General features: G+C 62.1%; 19 protein-coding genes. 9 read left to right on the forward strand and 10 right to left on the reverse strand.

Annotated elements, in window-relative coordinates:
• Positions 1-4: 4 nt before the first annotated feature.
• The 3 genes from hemA to NMG80_RS21230 form a co-directional block, all read right to left on the reverse strand.
• Positions 5-1,261 (reverse strand): 5-aminolevulinate synthase, encoded by a 1,257-nt coding sequence (hemA, locus tag NMG80_RS21220; RefSeq protein WP_254019962.1) that lies wholly within the window; start codon positions 1,259-1,261, stop codon positions 5-7.
• Positions 1,262-1,434: 173 nt separating this feature from the next.
• Positions 1,435-1,677 carry a hypothetical protein gene (locus tag NMG80_RS21225; RefSeq protein ID WP_254019915.1) on the reverse strand — a complete coding sequence of 81 codons (243 nt, stop codon included), beginning with the start codon at positions 1,675-1,677 and terminating at the stop codon, positions 1,435-1,437.
• A gap of 80 nt (positions 1,678-1,757) precedes the next feature.
• Entirely contained in the window at positions 1,758-2,243 is a 486-nt protein-coding gene (locus NMG80_RS21230) for an SCO family protein (RefSeq protein ID WP_254019916.1), read from the reverse strand.
• A gap of 343 nt (positions 2,244-2,586) precedes the next feature.
• On the opposite strand from NMG80_RS21230, the gene NMG80_RS21235 reads away from it, so the two are divergent.
• The 9 genes from NMG80_RS21235 to NMG80_RS21270 all read left to right on the forward strand — a co-directional run bounded on the left by NMG80_RS21235 (position 2,587) and on the right by NMG80_RS21270 (position 11,788).
• Positions 2,587-3,252 (forward strand): hypothetical protein, encoded by a 666-nt coding sequence (locus NMG80_RS21235; protein ID WP_436798647.1) that lies wholly within the window; start codon positions 2,587-2,589, stop codon positions 3,250-3,252.
• Between the two features lie 90 nt (positions 3,253-3,342).
• Positions 3,343-4,488 carry a metallophosphoesterase family protein gene (locus NMG80_RS21240; RefSeq protein ID WP_254019918.1) on the forward strand — a complete coding sequence of 382 codons (1,146 nt, stop codon included), beginning with the start codon at positions 3,343-3,345 and terminating at the stop codon, positions 4,486-4,488.
• An 11-nt stretch (positions 4,489-4,499) separates the two neighbouring features.
• The gene (locus NMG80_RS21245) at positions 4,500-4,964 is read left to right on the forward strand and encodes a c-type cytochrome (RefSeq protein ID WP_254019919.1); all 465 of its coding nucleotides are present in this window, start codon (positions 4,500-4,502) and stop codon (positions 4,962-4,964) included.
• Between the two features lie 126 nt (positions 4,965-5,090).
• Positions 5,091-6,533 (forward strand): cbb3-type cytochrome c oxidase subunit I, encoded by a 1,443-nt coding sequence (locus tag NMG80_RS21250; RefSeq protein WP_128168550.1) that lies wholly within the window; start codon positions 5,091-5,093, stop codon positions 6,531-6,533.
• Entirely contained in the window at positions 6,530-8,194 is a 1,665-nt protein-coding gene (locus NMG80_RS21255) for a cbb3-type cytochrome c oxidase subunit II (RefSeq protein WP_254019921.1), read from the forward strand. Before NMG80_RS21250 ends, NMG80_RS21255 begins: the two co-directional genes overlap by 4 nt.
• 151 nt (positions 8,195-8,345) lie before the next feature.
• Entirely contained in the window at positions 8,346-8,570 is a 225-nt protein-coding gene (locus NMG80_RS21260) for a hypothetical protein (protein WP_254019922.1), read from the forward strand.
• A gap of 153 nt (positions 8,571-8,723) precedes the next feature.
• Positions 8,724-8,846 (forward strand): hypothetical protein, encoded by a 123-nt coding sequence (locus NMG80_RS37070; RefSeq protein WP_023798301.1) that lies wholly within the window; start codon positions 8,724-8,726, stop codon positions 8,844-8,846.
• Positions 8,847-8,876: 30 nt separating this feature from the next.
• Positions 8,877-9,605, forward strand: coding sequence for a sulfite exporter TauE/SafE family protein (locus tag NMG80_RS21265; RefSeq protein ID WP_254019923.1), 729 nt, complete (start codon positions 8,877-8,879; stop codon positions 9,603-9,605).
• A 56-nt stretch (positions 9,606-9,661) separates the two neighbouring features.
• Positions 9,662-11,788 (forward strand): heavy metal translocating P-type ATPase, encoded by a 2,127-nt coding sequence (locus NMG80_RS21270; RefSeq protein WP_367185982.1) that lies wholly within the window; start codon positions 9,662-9,664, stop codon positions 11,786-11,788.
• Between the two features lie 8 nt (positions 11,789-11,796).
• Here NMG80_RS21270 and NMG80_RS21275 read toward each other — a convergent pair whose 3' ends face one another.
• The 7 genes from NMG80_RS21275 to NMG80_RS21305 all read right to left on the reverse strand — a co-directional run bounded on the left by NMG80_RS21275 (position 11,797) and on the right by NMG80_RS21305 (position 17,475).
• Complete coding sequence (locus NMG80_RS21275) at positions 11,797-13,065, reverse strand: NAD(P)/FAD-dependent oxidoreductase (protein ID WP_254019925.1); 1,269 nt, start codon at positions 13,063-13,065, stop codon at positions 11,797-11,799.
• The gene (locus NMG80_RS21280; RefSeq protein ID WP_254019926.1) at positions 13,062-13,412 is read right to left on the reverse strand and encodes a c-type cytochrome; all 351 of its coding nucleotides are present in this window, start codon (positions 13,410-13,412) and stop codon (positions 13,062-13,064) included. The genes NMG80_RS21275 and NMG80_RS21280 overlap by 4 nt, the downstream gene beginning before the upstream one ends.
• Before the next feature lie 54 nt (positions 13,413-13,466).
• Positions 13,467-13,793 carry a thiosulfate oxidation carrier complex protein SoxZ gene (gene soxZ, locus NMG80_RS21285; protein WP_254019927.1) on the reverse strand — a complete coding sequence of 109 codons (327 nt, stop codon included), beginning with the start codon at positions 13,791-13,793 and terminating at the stop codon, positions 13,467-13,469.
• A 15-nt stretch (positions 13,794-13,808) separates the two neighbouring features.
• A complete protein-coding gene (locus NMG80_RS21290) occupies positions 13,809-14,255 on the reverse strand; it encodes a thiosulfate oxidation carrier protein SoxY (RefSeq protein WP_077376537.1) in 447 nt (148 codons plus the stop codon).
• A gap of 276 nt (positions 14,256-14,531) precedes the next feature.
• Positions 14,532-14,684 carry a hypothetical protein gene (locus tag NMG80_RS21295; protein WP_254019928.1) on the reverse strand — a complete coding sequence of 51 codons (153 nt, stop codon included), beginning with the start codon at positions 14,682-14,684 and terminating at the stop codon, positions 14,532-14,534.
• Between the two features lie 61 nt (positions 14,685-14,745).
• Positions 14,746-15,792 carry an aldo/keto reductase gene (locus tag NMG80_RS21300; RefSeq protein ID WP_254019929.1) on the reverse strand — a complete coding sequence of 349 codons (1,047 nt, stop codon included), beginning with the start codon at positions 15,790-15,792 and terminating at the stop codon, positions 14,746-14,748.
• Positions 15,793-15,825: 33 nt separating this feature from the next.
• The gene (locus NMG80_RS21305) at positions 15,826-17,475 is read right to left on the reverse strand and encodes a GMC family oxidoreductase (RefSeq protein WP_254019930.1); all 1,650 of its coding nucleotides are present in this window, start codon (positions 17,473-17,475) and stop codon (positions 15,826-15,828) included.
• Between the last annotated feature and the right edge of the window lie 46 nt (positions 17,476-17,521).

Here is a 17,521-nt window from a genome sequence, read left to right on the forward strand (position 1 = left end):
CCGCTCAGGCGAGATTGTCCCGTGGCAGCCCGAGCCGATTCCAGATATCGAACAAAGCTGCCGCGAGCCGATCAATCATGATGTCCTCATGACAGGGTGTCGGCGTGATGCGCAGCCGCTCAGTTCCCTTCGCCACGGTCGGATAATTGATCGGCTGGATATAGATGTCGTGATCGCTCAGCAGCAGGTCGCTCGCCGCTTTGCAATGCGCCGGATCGCCGACTGCCACCGGAACAATATGGGTGTCGCTCAGGATGACCGGCAGCGCAGCGGCACCCAGCGCCGCCTTGACCCGCCGGACGCGGTCCTGCTGGCGCTTGCGCTCCCACTGCGAGGTTTTCAGATGCCGGATCGCCGCTGTGGCCGCGGCGCAGATCGCCGGCGGCAACGCGGTGGTGAAGATGAAACCCGGAGCATAGGACCGAACCGCATCGATCAGCACAGCACTTCCCGTGATATAGCCGCCGAGGCAGCCGAAGGCCTTGGCGAGCGTGCCTTCGATCACATCGATCCGGTTCATGGCGCCGTCGCGCGCGGCGATGCCGGCGCCGCGAGGGCCGTACATGCCCACAGCATGGACCTCGTCGAGATAGGTCATTGCGCCGTAACGATCGGCGATTTCGCAAATGCGATTGATTGGCGCGACGTCGCCGTCCATCGAATAGAGACTTTCGAAGACGATGAGTTTTGGCCGATCCGGACCCGCTGCCTTCAACAATTCCTCGAGATGATCGACGTCGTTGTGGCGGAAAATGCTCTTCTCCGTGCCGGACTGGCGGATGCCCTCGATCATCGAATTGTGGTTGAGCGCATCGGACAGGATCAGACAACCGGGGATCAGCTTGGCGATGGTCGAGATGCCAGTCTGGTTCGAAACATAGCCGGACGTAAAGACCAGTGCCGCTTCTTTGCCGTGGAGATCGGCAAGCTCGCTCTCGAGCTCTAGGAGCGGATGGCTGGTGCCGGAGATATTGCGCGTCCCGCCGGCCCCCGTTCCCAGGCGGGTAGCAGTCTCCACCATGGCGGCGACCACTTTTGGGTGTTGTCCCATCCCGAGGTAGTCGTTGGAGCACCAGATCACGACGTCCTTCGGTCCATGCGGGGAATGCCACACGGCTTTGGGAAAGCGTCCGGCGATGCGCTCAAGGTCCGCGAACACACGGTAGCGCCGTTCCTCCTGCAGACGCGCGATCGCATCTGCAAAGAAACCGTCATAACTCGTATTGCCTGGCTCCAAGATACGGCGTTGCCCATCGGCCATATCGCCCGCATCTCCGGTCATCGGAGGTCCAAATCGCCGCGGCGCAATGACGTTCTTTACGCCGCCAGATTTGCCGGTGTGCAACGCTGTGGGTTCCGCCATCGCCCGATTCCCCTGCTTGCATACGAATTATGTCGAAGAGCGATGCGCGCCGATCCCGCTCGCATCGTTCCTCACGACCCGCGTTCAGAAAGGTCGAAATTGAGCTGCAACATTCGCGCTATATTTATCAGAATTGTCTCGCAGACCTTATCTTGATTAGGATCCAGATATTTGACAGTCCAGTTTGCCCCGTTCTCCTTGGTTTCGAGCCGCTGAATCACGAAATCAGTGACGTGCTCGCATCCCGGCTCCTTATGAAGATCCGCGAGGATCAATGCCTTAAGCTCCGATGCTTCCTTTATATGTCTTTGCATGGTCGCTCTCCTTCCGGATGACAACTTTCTATGGATCGATCAACTGCATAATCGTGATGTCCGTCATCCCAGGGCTCGTATCATCGCACCAGTTCACCCAACGTAGCGGCAATGCCGCTGCTTGGTGTGTCAGAGTCTAGCCCCTCCACGAATTGCCCCTGTGGGTTCATGATGTAGATGTGGGTGCCGTGATCCATTAGGTAGTCGTCACCGCCCGCCTCGCCCTGGCGCGCCACACCGTAGGCGCCATATGCCTCCGAAACCTCAGCGATCTGTTGCGGGCTGCCCGTCAGTCCCACGATGCGCGGATCGAAGGCCGCGGTAAAGCTTCCCATCACCTCAGGCGTGTCGCGTTCGGGATCGACAGTGATGAAGAGCGGTTGCAGTTTTGCGGCGTCGGGGCCGAGTTCCTCAATCGCCGCGGCGATTGATGACAGCGTCGTCGGACAGATGTCGGGACAAGAAGTATAGCCGAAGAAAACCAGCAGCCATTTGCCGCGATAAGTCTCATCGGTGACTGTCGTTCCGTCCGGCGCCGTAAGCGTGAATGAGCCGCCGACCGTCACGGATGTGTCACTCCGCGCGAGCGGTTGGCAGATCGACAGGGCCGCTGCGAATATGATGCAGAAGCGGGATATGGGGGACCGTAGGCCCGGAGCGAGGAGTTCATGCCGTCGGCTCATCAAGTACCTCCGGTACCTCGAGAAAGACGCTCCAAAACCCCGCAACGTTTGCAACTAGCAAACTCGCCTAAACTGCCGAACCTTATCATATTTTTTTGCTGAATGGCTAGACATGGTGCTGGTTTGGCCCTATTTTTAAAAGTTGCCCCTCACCCTAATGAAGGAGGTGGCGTCCATGACCATTCGCGAATTGATTAGCGGGCTGGCGGTGATCGCTGTCGTTGCGATGATGTCCGCGCCTGCGCAAGCCTACGAAGTGGGTCCGGTCACGGGAGGCGGAACGATCGAGGGTACGATCGTCTACCGCGGCGACGTGCCGACAACAAAGATCATCCCCACCAAGGATATCGAGGTGTGCGGCGAGCCCCGCGAGGAGCCGCTGATCGAAGTCGGCAGCGATCAGGCCGTGCTGAACGCGGCGGTGCAGCTGGTCGACGTGGCACAGGGAAAGGCCTGGCCGGAGCCCGGAAAGCCGCCTGAGCTTAACAACCTCAAATGTCGCTTTGAGCCCGCGGTTCAGATGATACCCGCCGGTTCGCTGGAGGTGGTCAACAGCGACCCAATGCTCCACAACACCCACGGGTATTATGGCAAGCGCACCGCCTTCAACCTGGCGCTGCCTAATAAGGGCCAGCGCATACCCGTCGAACTGAAGCGGGCCGGCACTGTCCGCGTCGACTGCGACGCGCATGGCTGGATGGAAGGCTGGGTCTATGTGGTGGACAATCCCTACTACGCTGTCACCGGCGTCGACGGCAAATTCAGCATAACCGATGTTCCGCCTGGGGACTACAAGCTCGTGGCGATCCACCCCTTCACCGGGCCCATCGAGCAGCCCGTAACGGTAGAGGAGAATAAGGCCACCAGTCTGACGATTGAACTGAAAAAATAAGAAAATGGGCGACCCACTGATTCAACAGGGTCGCGCTCCTGCGAGAAGACCGACGCTTTAAGAAACGGTCTGCACTGAGGAGGAACCGTGATGTCTGACGAGCTTGACCGCATTCGGCGCGAAATGCATGCGGTGCTGCAGCCGCCTGGAGTACGGCCCGACGACTCGCTCCAAATCACCCGCCGCACCTTCATTCACAGATCGCTGCTGTTCGGCGCTGCTTCCGTCGGCCAGACCTTCGCGTGGTGGCCGCTGCTCAACACTATCGACGTCGCTCACGCCGCCGAAGCGCCCTTCAAGTTTGCCTGGATTTCGGACACCCATCTCTACGAGAGATCCCTCAACACGCGCTTCGTCGACAAGGTGGTGCGCGCCGTGCAAGAGGTCCAGGCCATGGATCCGCCGGCCGACTTCCTGATCTTCGGCGGCGACCTGGCCCAGCTCGGAAAGATCGAGGAACTTGAGCTTGGCGTTGAGCTCCTCAAGGATCTGAAGATCAAGAAGTACTACATCCCGGGCGAGCATGACTGGTATCTGGATATGGGCAAGAAGTGGGGCGAGTTGTTCGGCCAACCCAACTGGACCTTCGATCACAAAGGCGTGCGCTTCATCGGGCTCGATACGGTCAGCCGGGGACCGGACTACTGGACAGCGAAGAAGATGACGCCAGAGGAGCGCATGGGCCACATGGCTACCCTCGACGGTACGGTTGCCGGCGCGTGGGCCGGCGTCGGCCGCGAGCAACTCGACTGGATGCAGAAGACACTCGCCGACTGGGATAAGTCCAAGCCGATCGTCATCTTCAGCCATAATCCGCTGTACGAGTACTACCCGCCCTGGAATTTCTGGGTACGCGACTGGCGCGAAGTGAATGACGTGCTGAAGCCTTATACTAAGGTCACCAACATCCACGGTCACGTTCACCAGGTGCTCTACAACGAGATCGGCAGCATGCGCTCGATCGGCATGCTGGCGACCTCCTGGCCGTGGCCGTATGCGCCGGAAGGCGTGCCAAAGCTGACCAAGCCGATGATCCGTGTCGATCCGGGCGATCACTTCGACGGGGTCGGTTGGGAAACCGTGAACGTCAACGCCGACGACAAGGTCGATGTCGAGTACATCATGTGGGGGCGCAAGGAGGTGTTCGTCCAGACGCCGGAGGACCACGACAAGAGCATTGAGGAGGTCATACGGCCACGCATCGCCGACAATCAGTACCCGTGGGCAAATCCATAAAGGGGGTGGCTATGATAAACACATCGACATTCCTCTGCATTCTGAGGCGTTCCACCGTCGCTGGAGCGATCGTCGCAGCTGCCGTCGTCGTCGGGCCGGCCAGTGCCAACAAGGATCCGGTGACGCCAAAGCAGCTGAAACTCTATCAAGAGGCGTTCATGGAGGAGGTCAGGAAGGGAGACCTCCTGTTCCACGGTGATGCGGCGATGGCGGAGCAGTTGGGCGTGAAGCTGTCGACCACCGGGTGGGCCTGCGCCATGTGCCATCCGATGGCCTCCGATACCCACCCGCATGCGTTCCCCAAGTTCCAGCAGTCGATGGCCAAATTCGCGACACTGCGCGACATGATCAACTGGTGCATCGAGAAACCGAACCAGGGCGAGAAGATCGATCCCGAATCGGAGGCGATGAAGGCGCTCGAGGCGTACATCACCTGGTCGAACACCGGCTCGGTGTTGGTGCCAGGCAAGTACTAGTCTCGTCGATAGCCGGGCACCGGCTTCACGGGAGCGCGAAGCGAGTCCCATCGGGAAGGGTGGGCTTGAAGCAGTGGTGCGGCCCGGGAACCGCGCGGGGAGGTCTATGCGTTGGCAGAGACTGGGATGGAGCTGCGCGGCAAGTTCGCGAATGTGGACCTGGATGCGCTGGTCGACAACCGGGTCGTGCGGACCTGGCTTTATTTCGGCATGTTCTGGCTGATGGTGACGCCATCCGTCGGCGTCCTGATATCGAGCACCTTCAACTACCCCGACTATCTTGGATCGGGAAACCTAGAGCTCACCTTCGGCCGGCTGCGGCCGGTCCACGTCAACGGTGTCATCTTCGGCGCCTTCTCGACGCTTTTCATCGGCCTTTGCTATTATCTCGTGCCGCGTCTGTCGGGGGTGCGGGTGATATGGTCGGAGTGGTCGGTTCTCCTCGCATGGGTCTGGAACGTCGCAACGCTTGCCGGTTTGGTCGGCTTGCTGTTCGGCGACAGTGACGGTTTGGAAGCCGGAGAATTTCCGCTCTATGCGAAGGTCGCATTCTTCATCGTAGTGGCTGTTGCTACCGCGCAATTCCTGATCACGATCAGTCGAAGGCTCGAGCCGGCGATCTATGTCGCGCTATGGTACTTGATCGCCACTTTCGTGTGGACGACGATGAACTTCGTGCTTGGAAGCTTCATCCTGCCGTACACGATCTCGGGCATCAACAGCGCAGCCTTCCATGGCCTCTATCTCCACTACATCGTCGGCCTGTGGCTAACGCCCGCGGGCTACGTAATCATCTACTATTTCCTGCCGATCAGCGCGCGAAATCCGCTCTATGCCCATAAGCTCTCGCTGGTAGGCTTTTGGTCCCTGGCATTGTTCTACCCGTTCGTCGGCATCCACCATTACCTCTACAGCCCGATCGCGGACTGGGCCGAGACCTTGGCCGTCGTCACGTCGATGCTGCTGATCATTCCGGTGTGGACGGTGCTGGTGAACTTCTTCGGCACCATGATGGGCAAGTGGCATGAGTTCGGCAGGAACTTGCCGGCGAAGTTCCTGATCATGGGCTCGCTCATGTATCTCGTCGGCTGCTTCCAGGGCTCGACCGAGGCGCTGCGGCAGCTGCAGCAGCCGACCCATTTCACCGATTTCGTCATCTCGCATTCGCATCTCACCGTGTTCGGCACCTTCGTCGTCTGGGCGATGGGGGGCCTCGTCTATACTTGGCCGCGGCTGTTCGGGCGCGAACTCTGGTCCTTCAAGCTCGGCAACTGGTCGTTCTGGCTGATCACCGTCGGCATCACGACCATGGGCCTGGTCCTCACAGCGGGCGGGCTGCAGCAGGGTTATCAATGGATGAATGGGGTCGAATGGCTCGACTCGCTCGTCTGGGTGAAGCCCTACTGGCTGGCGCGGACCCTGGCAGGCATCAGCATGGATATCGGTATGTCGCTGCTGGTGGTGAATCTGATGCTGACCGCACTGACCAGCCCGGCGGCTGAGGCGCGACGCGTCCGCGGGCCGGTGGAGGCGCCTATCCCGGCCCCGGCGGGAGGGCCCGCGCAGTGAACGTTCGCTTCTTCGCGCTGTTCGCCGGCGTCTTCTGCATCACCCTTGCGGTGATCACGCAGGGCGTGCTGCCCTTCGTGGAGCCGTCCTCGCGAACTACGCGCGTGACCTCGGTGGTGCGCACGGATTTCGGCCAGCTGAAATGGACGGTTTCAGAGGCGACGGACTACACCGAGCAGCAGCGTCGCGGCCGCAACATTTACCTGCGCGAAGGCTGCTGGTACTGCCATTCGCAATTCGTGCGGCCGGTGACCGGCGAGATCCGCCGCTGGGGGCCGGTCAGCGAGGCAGGCGAATACGCCTATGACGTGCCGCACCTGTTAGGCACACGCCGGATCGGGCCGGACCTGACGCGTGTCGGCCTGAAATACAGCGACGAATGGCACCTGGCGCACTTCTACAATCCGCGGATGCTGGTGCCGGACTCGATAATGGCGCCGTATCGCGGCCTCTTCCACGAGCCCGATGCAGCCGTCCGTATCGTTGACGACGGCGCTGGCAATCGGACCCTGGAAAGGACAGAGGTCACCAAAGGTCTGTTCGACTTCGACAGCCAGCAAGCGATCCAGTTGACGCCGAATGCGAACGGGTTGCTGTTCGTGCCGTTGAAGGCGCGCGAAAGAAAGCCGATCATCCTGACGCCGAACGACGAATACACAGGAGAAACCGTCAGCATCGCGGCGGAGACGGAATCGGTGGCGGCGCTCGTTTCCTACGTCCAGAAGCTCGGCACGAACCGGGGTAAATGGCGCGATCTTTTCGAGCCGCAAAGCCTGGAGGTCATGGATGCGACGATGCCGCGCTCCGAGGAATGGATTGCTTATGGCAAGGAAGTCTATGAGCGCCGCTGCATCGGTTGCCACGGTGCCAAAGGCGACGGCAACGGGCCGGCCGCCACCTTTATGTTTAACCAGCGGCCCAGGGACTTCACGTCCGCAGTCTTCAAGTTCAGGTTGACAAAGGAGCCCCTGCCCACGGACGGCGACATGCTGCGCACCATTACTCGCGGCATCCGCGGCACGGCAATGCCCCCTTGGTACGAACTGCCGCTCAATGATCGGCTGGCGGTGATCCAATACATCAAATATGAGCTAGCGGTTGACCGTTCCGATCCCGCCAGTCCTTACGCTTTCTTCGTCGAGGAACCGCCTGGCCCACCGTTGTATATCGGGCGCCCACCGACCCCGTCTCAGACGTTGCTGGACCGAGGTAAGGAGGTTTGGCAGGTGGCGAAGTGCTGGGAGTGCCACGGCCAAGGCGGCAAGGGCGACGGCCAGAAGGCTGCCGGCCTCAAGGATGATCTCGGGTTCGCCACCGTGCCGGCCGACCTCACCAGCGGCCAGTTCAAGTCTGGCCCGGCCGTCGAAGACATCTTCCGGACGATAACTACCGGCCTCAGCGGCACGCCGATGCCGTCGTATCGGGATTCTTTTCCGGACGAGGACCGGTGGGCGCTTTCCTATTTCGTGGTGGCGCTTTCCGCCTATAAAGACCCGCTCTCGCTGCAGCCGCTGTCGATCAAGAAGGAGGCCCGCGCGGCACTGAACGATCTGGAACTGGTCGCTGACAAGCCTGAGCGAGCCTATGTGCCCGATCCGTCGGTGCCGGCGTCCGGCCCGCCAGCGCCGCCTGGCGAGAAACAGGCACCCGCCGGAGGTTAGCGCATGCTCGGTTTTGAAGTCACTGGACCATATGCGGGCGCCATGATGATGAGCCTGGCGGCCCTGTTCTTGTTCATCTGGGGCGTCCTATCCGGCGCGTTGAGCGGCACCGACAAAGCCGCCCACGGCTTTTTTGAAAGGGAGATGGAGAATGAGCGATCTGCAGAGCAGCGATCCGGAGAGCCCGAGGCACCCGGAACTGGATGTACGTCAAAGCTCGCACCCTGAACTAGAGGACTATGCCGGCGGCCTGATACAGGCGCGCGTGGGCTTCATTCCGTTATGGCTTCTCGTCGTCTACGTGCTGCTGTTCGCCTGGGGCCTGTATTACATGTATGCTTATTGGGGCGGGCTCGGCCCCGGCCGTCTGTTCTAAGAAGACTGTCGCAAGAACTGGTAAGGCAGGAGTGATGGAGATGTTGGTAGCCAAAATTCTCCTTGGGGTCGCCGCATTGAACCTCCTTTTCCTGGCCTTCGAGGTGGCGGTAAACGTGCTTCGTCTTTATTTCGGCTGACATAGGAGCAGCGGATGCTACAGGACACGGTTTTCAAGCTCGCTGACGCCGGCTTGCCACAGATGCTCGGCTTCCTCATCTATGGCGGCTGCACCGTCGGCTTTATCATCTTTCTTGTCTATCTTGTGCGGCAATAGCGACGCGGACGCGGCGCTTCGAAAACGCCAATGATCTACTACCTCGTGATCTTCGCCGCTGGATTTGCAGGCAGCTTTCATTGCATCGGCATGTGCGGCGGCTTTGCCTGCGCGCTGGGCCACGATCAGCGAGGCGGAGGCGCAACCGTCCTTCGCCACCTGCTCTATAATACCGGCCGATTGACAACCTATTGCTTTCTGGGCGGGCTCGCGGGTGCGATCGGTCAGGTCATCTGCACCACGCAAGGTCTAACGGCGGCGCCGCTCTTGAACGGCTCCCTCGACACCGCCCAACGAATTCTCGCGATCGTCGCTGGCCTGCTCATGATTGCCATGGCATTGCAGTTCTTCGGCTTGCTGCAGGTCTTCCATCGCCTTGCGATCGGATTTGGCGGCAGCACGTTTGCATTGTCCCTGCGCGGTCTGTTGACTGCTCGGAGCAGCGCCGCAGCGCTTGCCTTTGGCGTTTTCAACGGCTTCCTGCCATGTCCCCTGGTCTATGCCTTCGCCGCCCAGGCGGCGAGCACCGCCGGAGCGCTTCCCGGGTTTCTCGTCATGGCATGGTTCGGACTGGGAACCTTCCCCGCGATGTTGATGATGGGCGGCGTTGGCCGGATATTTGGGCCAGCCTGGCGGCGGCGCGGCGTGCGGCTGGCTGGTGGCTTTATTCTTTTGCTCGGTCTCATCACGCTCGGCCGTGGTCTCCTGCCTTCCGACGCGCATATCGGCCTTGCCTGGCTGGGCGGACATCCCGCATGACTGCGCATGGCGATATCCTCTGTAGCCATTGTTCGCTGCCCGTCGGCCTGCGCCCGATGGAGCGCAGGCTCAACGGTGAGGCTTGCGTGTTCTGCTGCTACGGCTGTTGCATCGCCTTTCAGGTAAAGAGCGGCAGACACGAAGAATGGGAAGCCGCCTGGCTTCTGATCCAGCTCGGCGTGGGAGGCTTTCTCTCCATGAATATCATGATGTTCAGCCTCCTCCTCTATTCGGACGCGTTCACCGGCGTCGATGCGGGCGTGCTGCCGTGGATCCACCTTTTGCTCTGGATCTTCGCGACGCCGGCGGTGGTGATTCTCGGTGGACCCTATCTGCGCGAAATGTGGCTCAATGGCATTCAGGGACAAGTGACGTCGTCGGCACTCATCGTGCTTGGCGTCGCTGCCGCTTACCTCTATTCGGCATTTGCCGTGTTCGAGGGCAGCACGCATGTCTATTTCGACACCGCCGTGATGGTGCTGATGCTATTCACCGTTGGCCGCTATCTCGAGGCTGTTGGCCGCGCCAGGGCGGCGCGCGACCTCGAACCTCTTCTGGCCGCAGAAAGCGATAGCGCGACCGTGGTCGATGGCGAGGCAGAGGTCCGCCGTCCGGTGCGGGAGGTATCGGCCGGCATGCTGGTGCGGGTCCGGCCAGGCGAGCGCATTCCGGTCGACGGCGTGGTTGTCGAAGGGGAATCGAACACCGATGAGGCCGTGATTACCGGAGAAAGCCGGCAGGTGACAAAGGACGCCGGCTCCAAGGTGATTGCCGGCAGTATCAATATCGATGGCCCGCTCCTGATCCAAAGCAGCGGTGACGGGACTGCAACCCGCTGGGCGCGGATTTGCCGGTCGGTGCGCGAAGCGCTGGGCCGTCGCAGTCCAACCCAGCGCCTTGCCGATCGCGTCGTTGGCGTGTCCGTGCCGCTCGTCCTCGCCCTCGGCGGGCTGACGATTGTTTACTGGGCGCAGTCATTGCCGTTCGATCGGGCGTTGCTGATTGGCCTCTCAGTACTGGTGGTTGCCTGTCCTTGTGCCGTCGGCCTCGCTGCTCCGATGGCGACATCACTCGGCATCGGCCGGTTGGCACGGCACGGCTGCCTGATCCGCGACCCGGGCGTGCTCGAGACCCTCGCTCGTGTCCGGTTGCTCGCCTTCGACAAGACCGGCACCCTGACGGCGGGCAAAGCGCGTCTCGTCGGCGTCGACTGCCAGGAGGGCGGCATCGACGAAGTACTGGCGCGCGCCGCCGGTCTGGAGCGCCTTTCCGAGCATGGTCTGGCGCGGGCCATCGCGGCAGCCGCCGCTCAGCGCGGCATCACGCCGCTCGTCACCCGCGATGTCTGGACGGTTCCCGGCCGTGGCATCCGCGGCAGCGCCGAAGGCCGGCCCGTGGCGGCAGGGAACGGCAGATTGATGAATGATCTGGGCTGGCCGCTACCCCCTTCGCTGACCGAGCGTGCGCGGTCGCTGGAGGCGAGCGGTCATTCGGTGGTCTATGTCGGTTGGGGCGAGCAGGTTCACGCCGTGCTGTCGCTCGATGATTCACCGCTTCCCGAGGCGCAGGCCGCGATCGCGGCTCTGCGTGAGCGCGGGCTCGACGCCACGCTGTTGACCGGCGACTTGGCGCAAGCTGCGGAGCGGATCGCGGCCCTGGTCGGGATCAAGGACGTCCGAGCGGGCCTTTCGCCGGAGGCCAAACGGCTGGCCCTGGATCGGCTCCGCCATGACCACGGTTCGGTGGCGATGGTCGGCGATGGACTGAATGACGGACCGGTCCTGGCCGCCGCAGATGTCGGTATTGCCGTCGGCTCCGCCACCGATCTCGCCCGCGAGACTGCGGCGCTCGTGCTGCCTGCGGACGGATTGTGGATGCTGCCCTGGATCGTCGACGTCGCCCGCGCGGTCCGCAGGACAATCTTGACCAACCTTATGTGGGCGTTCGGCTACAACCTCGTCGCCCTGACGTTCGCAGCATTCGGCCTTCTGCAGCCAATCCTTGCGGCGGCGGTCATGGCCGGCTCGAGCATCCTCGTGGTGGTGAATTCGCTGCGGCTGGAGCGGCTGCCGGATCCTGTTCCAGCGCTGATCCCGGAGCAACGATCCGGCACCAAGGCGGAGCGTACCTACAATGGCGCCGGCATTTCCGCAATGGCCGGCCCGGCCGTCGAGCGGAGTTGAGTTTCGTTTCAGCCAAACACGTCGTGCGTGAAGGCGTCATACCAGCCTTCCGCCGCGCGCGCAGCCTGCCGGCGGACCTCGGAGCTTTCCTCGACCTTGCTGACGAAGCTGATGACGCTCTTGAGCTTCCCGTCGACGGGTTTGAAGCTGATGGCGTTGCTGAACGCATCGTCGGGGGCGAGATAGGTGTAGCAGGTGTTGAACAAATGCGCCGGCAAACGCGCTGATCCGGTGAGATCGGCCGCGATGGCAAAGGCGCAGGCCTTGGCCTGGCTGTTGGCGCAGAAGGCGGATTTCGGCATATCCCCGCCGATGATCGCGTCGCCGACCAGATGGACACCGGGCTGCAGCGCCGATTCGAAGGTGACCGGATCGACCGGACACCAGCCCGACCGATTGGCGAGCCCTGCCTGCTGCGCCAAGCGCCCGGCCATTTGCGCCGGGATGACATTGGCCACCGCGGCCTTGAATGTTGCTCCCGCGGTGATCACCGACCGGGTCTTCGCGTCGACTGCCGTGACCCCGCCGGTGAACTGGGCCGGTAGCCATTCGATCATTCCCGGATAATGGCGGTTCCAAGCGTCCTGGAACAGGTCCTGCGCGTTGAAGCTGTCTTTCGCATCGAGGATCAGAATTTTGGCCTTGGGTTTGCGGCGCTGGAAATAGGATGCGACGAGCGAAGCGCGCTCGTAGGGGGCGGGCGGGCAGCGAAACGGATTCGGCGGAGCAACGAGCACGAACAGCCCGCCGTCCTCCATGCTTTCCAGTTGCTGGCGCAACAGCCTGGTCTGCTGCCCTGCATTCCAGGCGTGCGGCATGATCTCCATCGCCGCTTCGTCATAGCCCTCAAGCGCCCGATCCCTGAACGCAATGCCTGGCGCAACAACGAGACGGTCGTAGCTGAGCTTTGAACCGTTGCTCAGCGCAACGGTTTTCGCCGCCGGGTGAATCGCCGCGGCGGACTCATGAACGACGATGATACCATTTTGTTTTGCCAACGCTTCATAACCATGACTGAGCGATTCGAACGGGCGCAGCCCGGCGAGATAAAGATTGCTGAAGAAGCAGGTCGCGTAGCTCTGCCGCGGTTCAACCAGGGTCACCTCGATAGCCGTGGCGCTGGCGGCGAGATATCTGGCGACCGTTGCGCCGCCGATGCCGCCGCCGATCACGACGACACGCGCCTTAGCCTGGCCCCGCGCCTTCGGCTGGTTGAGCGCCGTTAGCAACGCTGCTCCGGTGAGGCGGCCGAACTCGCGACGAGTCCAGGATTTCATCGCGGGTTACTTCCCTGCTTCGCGACATAGCGCGCGACGCTCGCGATCTCCTCGTCGCTGAGCGACAGCGCGATAACGTGCATGATGTGATTTGGACTCTCGCTCGCCCGGTAAGCAAGCAGGGCATTGGTGAGCCTCTCCTCACCAAGCCCGATGATGCTGGGAATGCCTGTGCCGCCGCCATCGAGACGATGGCAGGACGCACAGGTCGCGGCGAGTTGAGCACCTTGATCGGGCCCCGCCGCCGCGCCGGATTGGCTGAAGAGCAGCACGAGGCCCGTGGCAATCGCAGATCTCGCGACGGGGCGCATGCTGAATACCCGTCTGTTTCGCAGTTTTGCGGTCACGCTCCCACTCAACTTGTCACGCTATTATTCGCGCAGCTCGATTGCGTCGCCACCTCAACCGACCGTGAACTGGTGCGACAACATATAGACGGCACCGCCGTCTTCTTCCCAGACAAAATCGAGCCGGCCGCTCTCCGTCGCGCGCAAGGAAAATTCGAAGAACGGATTGGCCGAAATCGCCTCGTGGAGATCGACACTGAACACCACGGTTTCGTTGTAGCGGCAGACAAACTTGTTGATGATCTTGCGCGGGATCACGTTGCCTTGATCATCGTGGCGTAGCCCTGTTTCCATCTCATGGCTGATGATGGTCTTGACCTGAAAAATCTCTCCCTTCGCCGCGGCGCTCGGCACGATCACGCGGGGTGTCGGGGTGGTCACTGTCTCTCTCCGATCTCAGGCACAGCCATCCGTGGCGACACGGACCCACGTCGTGGTCATCAGCAAGACGCCGTCATTCATTTCAGCGACAGCGACGACGTGTTGCGGTTTGGCAAGCCGGATGCGTGTCGACACGCGAGGTAGACTGCGTTGCGGGACGAAATGGAAACTGGCGACTTCGATAAGCGGGTTCCGCGGCGCGAACACGCGCATCTGCCTCACATGGTCGGCCTCGGTCATGGGGCTGTCGATGTAAAGACTCATGGGCACGGTGTAGCCGGTCGGGAAGTCCGCCGGCATAATCAGATGAAGGCGATCTGACATCGTGGCCTTCCGTCCGATGAGTTGCTCGACGAGATCCAACGCTTCATCGTTCGCACGCGCGCTCGGCGGCGAGAAGAGCGCGACTCCGGCAAATCCCGCACTCCCGGCGATCAAAACATCGCGGCGCGTCAAGCTCATCGTCCCGGTCTCCAAACCTGCCACCTCTAGGCCACTCCAAGAACACATCGGCGGCGGCAGGCGGCGCACTCGGACACATCAGTGCGGCAGCTTCTACCAAATTTAGCACCGACACCCGCTGGGAGCAATCTCGCGGAAGTGCCCATGGACGCCCTTGAAACCAATGCATTCTGTTCAGCAACGATATTCAACTTGTACGATGGAGTTTGCGGCGGGCCGAAAACCAATAGAAGCGCGTGCCTTCGGCGCGCCGCGGCATCGCGAAGATCGTGTGCCTTATCGCGTGCCTTCCTTGAGCCCGAGAAGCTGCCACTCCCAACGCAGCCCCTGGCCGAAGCCGCCGCCGAGCTCGGCGAACAGCTTGGCCACGGCCTCGGCCGTTTCCAGTCGACCCCAGTCTTCCAGCGGACTTGCAGCTATCAGCAACACCCGAAAGCGCCTGCAACAGGCGGTAAGCGCGGACCCAAGAAGTGCAGCACCGCTTACCCTTTCAAGCCGCCTTCCTCTCCCCAGGTAGGGGTGCGCCGATCTCAATCAGTCGGGCCTGCTTGAGATCGGCCCACAGGGCCGGGGGAATATTTGCTCGCAGGTAAACCAGATTCTGCTTCAGCTCTTCGACCGATCGCGCGCCCGGGATGACGCTCGACACGAGGGGATGTCCAAGAGGAAACTGCAGCGCCGCCGCTGGCAGTGAAACCTTGTGACGAGCGCAGACCGCCTCGATGCGACGGACGCGCTCGAGCACCGGTTCCGGCGCCGGCCTGGTGTTGAAGGTAGCGCCCTTGACGGCGCCCGTTGCCAGGATGCCGGAATTATAGGGACCGCCGATGATGATCCTGGTGCCGCGCTGCTCGCAAAGCGGCAGCAAAGTCGCCAGCGGCTCTTGCTCAAGCAAGGTATAGCGGCCTGCAAGCAGGAAGTAGTCGAACTCGCCGGCGACGACGAAATCGGACAGCATTTGCCACTGGTTGATGCCGACGCCGACAGCCTTGATGACACCTTGCGAGCGCAATTCGTCGAGTGCCGGATAGGCGCCGTCCATCGCTTCCCGGAAGCGGCTTCTGGCATAGGGATCCTCGCCGGGGCCGAAATGAATGGCCTCGTCGGGATCGTGGATCGAGACCATGTCGACATAGTCGGTGTCGAGACGCTTCAGCGTTCCCTCGAGCGAACGCATCACAGCATCACGGGAATAGTCAAACTCGGCACGAAAAGGGCCGGGGTGGTCCCACAAAGCCGGTTTGAGCTCTTCAGGCGGGATCGGGACGAGATCGTAGCCGATCTTCGACGAGATGACGATGTCGGCGCGCGGCAGCGACTTGATCGCCAGCCCAAGCCGGGTCTCGCTCACACCAAAGCCATAGACCGGCGCAGTGTCGAAATAGCGGATGCCGTTGTCGTAGGCCGCGTGAACCGTGTTGACCGCTGCGTCCGTGTCGACAGCGCGGTACATGTTGCCCAGCCCGGTGCCGCCGAGCCCGATCGTCGTCACCTTCAGCCCGCTCTCGCCGACAGCCCTGAACTCGATTTCTGTCATTGATTCTTCCTGTGCTCCGTGTCTGAAAATACGTTACGCCCGCAGGTACTTTCCGCCACATTCCACGTTCCCGGACGAGTGAGTTTCTTGCGCCGGCGGCTGGCCGCGTCCGGCGATCAGATCCGCCGCCTTTTCGGCGATCATGATCACTGCGCCATTGGTGTTCGAGGAAACGATGCGGGGCATCACTGAACTGTCGCAGACGCGCAGACCTTGCAAGCCGCGCACGCGAAGGTCGGGGGCGACAACGCTGTCCGAGTGACTACCCATCCGGCAGGTGCCGACCGGATGATAGGCGCTGCGCCCGTGCTCGCGGGCAAAGGCTTCGAGCGCCGCGCGTCCTTTTGTTGCTGCACCCGGAAGGTGCTCGCGGCTTATGTATTTTGCGAAGGCCGGCTGCGACAGGATTTCGCGGCTGATCTCGATGCCCTCGACGGCACGCTCGATATCGTAGCGTTCGGCGAACGGGTTGGGATCGATGACCGGCGGCTCGCGCGGGTCGGTGGACCTGAGAGTCACGCTGCCGCGTGAGCGAGGGCGGACATGATAGGAGTTCAGCGTGCAGCCATTGCCGCCGGGAACCGAACCGATACCTTCCTCGACGCCCGCACCGGGCAGGAAGTGGAACTGGATATCGGGGGTTTTTTCGGTGCGGTCGCCCCACCAGAAGGCGCCGGCCTCGACAATGTTGGACGCCACCGGCCCCTTGCCGAACAGCGCGTATTCGAGGCCGGCGACCGCCTGCCAGCGCTTCTTCTTATAGCGGTCGATGCCGTGAGGGCCATTGAGCTCGGCGATGACGTCGACATCCATATGATCGTGCAGGTTCTGCCCAACACCGGGCAGATGGTGGCCGACCTTGATGCCGTGCGCGGCGAGATGGGCTGCCGGACCGATACCCGACAGCATCAGCAGTTTGGGCGAGCCGATGGCGCCGGCGGTGACGATCACCTCGCGCTCGGCGCGCAGCAGTTCGGTGCGGCCGCCCACGATGATCTCGACGCCGATGGCACGCCCGCTCTCGACAACGACACGGCTGACCATAGCGTCGGTGCGCAGCGTCAGGTTCTTGCGGCCAAGCGCGGGCTTGAGATAGGCGACCACCGTGCTGCTGCGTTTGCCGTTGCGTGTCGTCGTCTGATAGAAGCCGGTGCCTTCCTGCTGGCCGGCGTTGAAGTCGGCCCTGAACGGAAGGCCGGCCTGCTGCGCCGCCCTGACGAAGACACGTGTCAGCGGATGCGGCGCACCGCTGGAAACGCCGAGCGGTCCATCGATGCCATGCTGCGGGCCGGCGAAGGTGTCGTTGCCCTCGGAGCGCCGGAAATACGGCAGTACCTCGGCATAGCTCCACCCCACGCAGCCGTCGTCGGTCGCCCATCCCTCATAGTCCTGCGGACAGCCGCGGGTGAACACCTGGGCGTTGATCGAGGAACCGCCACCGAGGACACGGGCCTGCGGATAGACCATGGTGCGCCCGTCGATCGCCCTGCCCGGCGCCGTCTCGTAGCCCCAGATCAACGGGCCGGACGTCATCTTGAAGAAGCCTACGGGCAAATGGATGTAACGGTCGGTGTCAGGCGGGCCGGCCTCCAGCAGGACGACCGACAGGTCCGGGTCCTCGCTCAGCCTCGCGGCAAGAACGCAGCCAGCCGAGCCGCCGCCGACAATGACATAATCCGGCATTTCTCCTCCCGTTGCTCCCCGGTCTTCGAGCGCATGACGATTTCAA

This window comes from Mesorhizobium escarrei, assembly GCF_935825525.1.
Classification (GTDB): Bacteria; Pseudomonadota; Alphaproteobacteria; order Rhizobiales; family Rhizobiaceae; genus Mesorhizobium; species Mesorhizobium escarrei.

Excerpts from the sequence above, each read along its gene's own strand:
- hemA (WP_254019962.1), bottom strand. The coding sequence starts at position 1,261 with ATGGCCGATGGGCAACGCCGTATCTTGGAGCCAGGCAATACGAGTTAT.
- NMG80_RS21225 (WP_254019915.1), bottom strand. The coding sequence starts at position 1,677 with ATGCAAAGACATATAAAGGAAGCATCGGAGCTTAAGGCATTGATCCTC.
- NMG80_RS21235 (WP_436798647.1), top strand. The coding sequence starts at position 2,587 with ATGATGTCCGCGCCTGCGCAAGCCTACGAAGTGGGTCCGGTCACGGGA.
- NMG80_RS21240 (WP_254019918.1), top strand. The coding sequence starts at position 3,343 with ATGTCTGACGAGCTTGACCGCATTCGGCGCGAAATGCATGCGGTGCTG.
- NMG80_RS21245 (WP_254019919.1), top strand. The coding sequence starts at position 4,500 with ATGATAAACACATCGACATTCCTCTGCATTCTGAGGCGTTCCACCGTC.
- NMG80_RS21250 (WP_128168550.1), top strand. The coding sequence starts at position 5,091 with ATGGAGCTGCGCGGCAAGTTCGCGAATGTGGACCTGGATGCGCTGGTC.
- NMG80_RS21260 (WP_254019922.1), top strand. The coding sequence starts at position 8,346 with ATGAGCGATCTGCAGAGCAGCGATCCGGAGAGCCCGAGGCACCCGGAA.
- NMG80_RS37070 (WP_023798301.1), top strand. The coding sequence starts at position 8,724 with ATGCTACAGGACACGGTTTTCAAGCTCGCTGACGCCGGCTTGCCACAG.
- NMG80_RS21265 (WP_254019923.1), top strand. The coding sequence starts at position 8,877 with ATGATCTACTACCTCGTGATCTTCGCCGCTGGATTTGCAGGCAGCTTT.
- NMG80_RS21270 (WP_367185982.1), top strand. The coding sequence starts at position 9,662 with ATGGAGCGCAGGCTCAACGGTGAGGCTTGCGTGTTCTGCTGCTACGGC.
- NMG80_RS21275 (WP_254019925.1), bottom strand. The coding sequence starts at position 13,065 with ATGAAATCCTGGACTCGTCGCGAGTTCGGCCGCCTCACCGGAGCAGCG.
- NMG80_RS21290 (WP_077376537.1), bottom strand. The coding sequence starts at position 14,255 with ATGAGCTTGACGCGCCGCGATGTTTTGATCGCCGGGAGTGCGGGATTT.
- NMG80_RS21300 (WP_254019929.1), bottom strand. The coding sequence starts at position 15,792 with ATGACAGAAATCGAGTTCAGGGCTGTCGGCGAGAGCGGGCTGAAGGTG.
- NMG80_RS21305 (WP_254019930.1), bottom strand. The coding sequence starts at position 17,475 with ATGCCGGATTATGTCATTGTCGGCGGCGGCTCGGCTGGCTGCGTTCTT.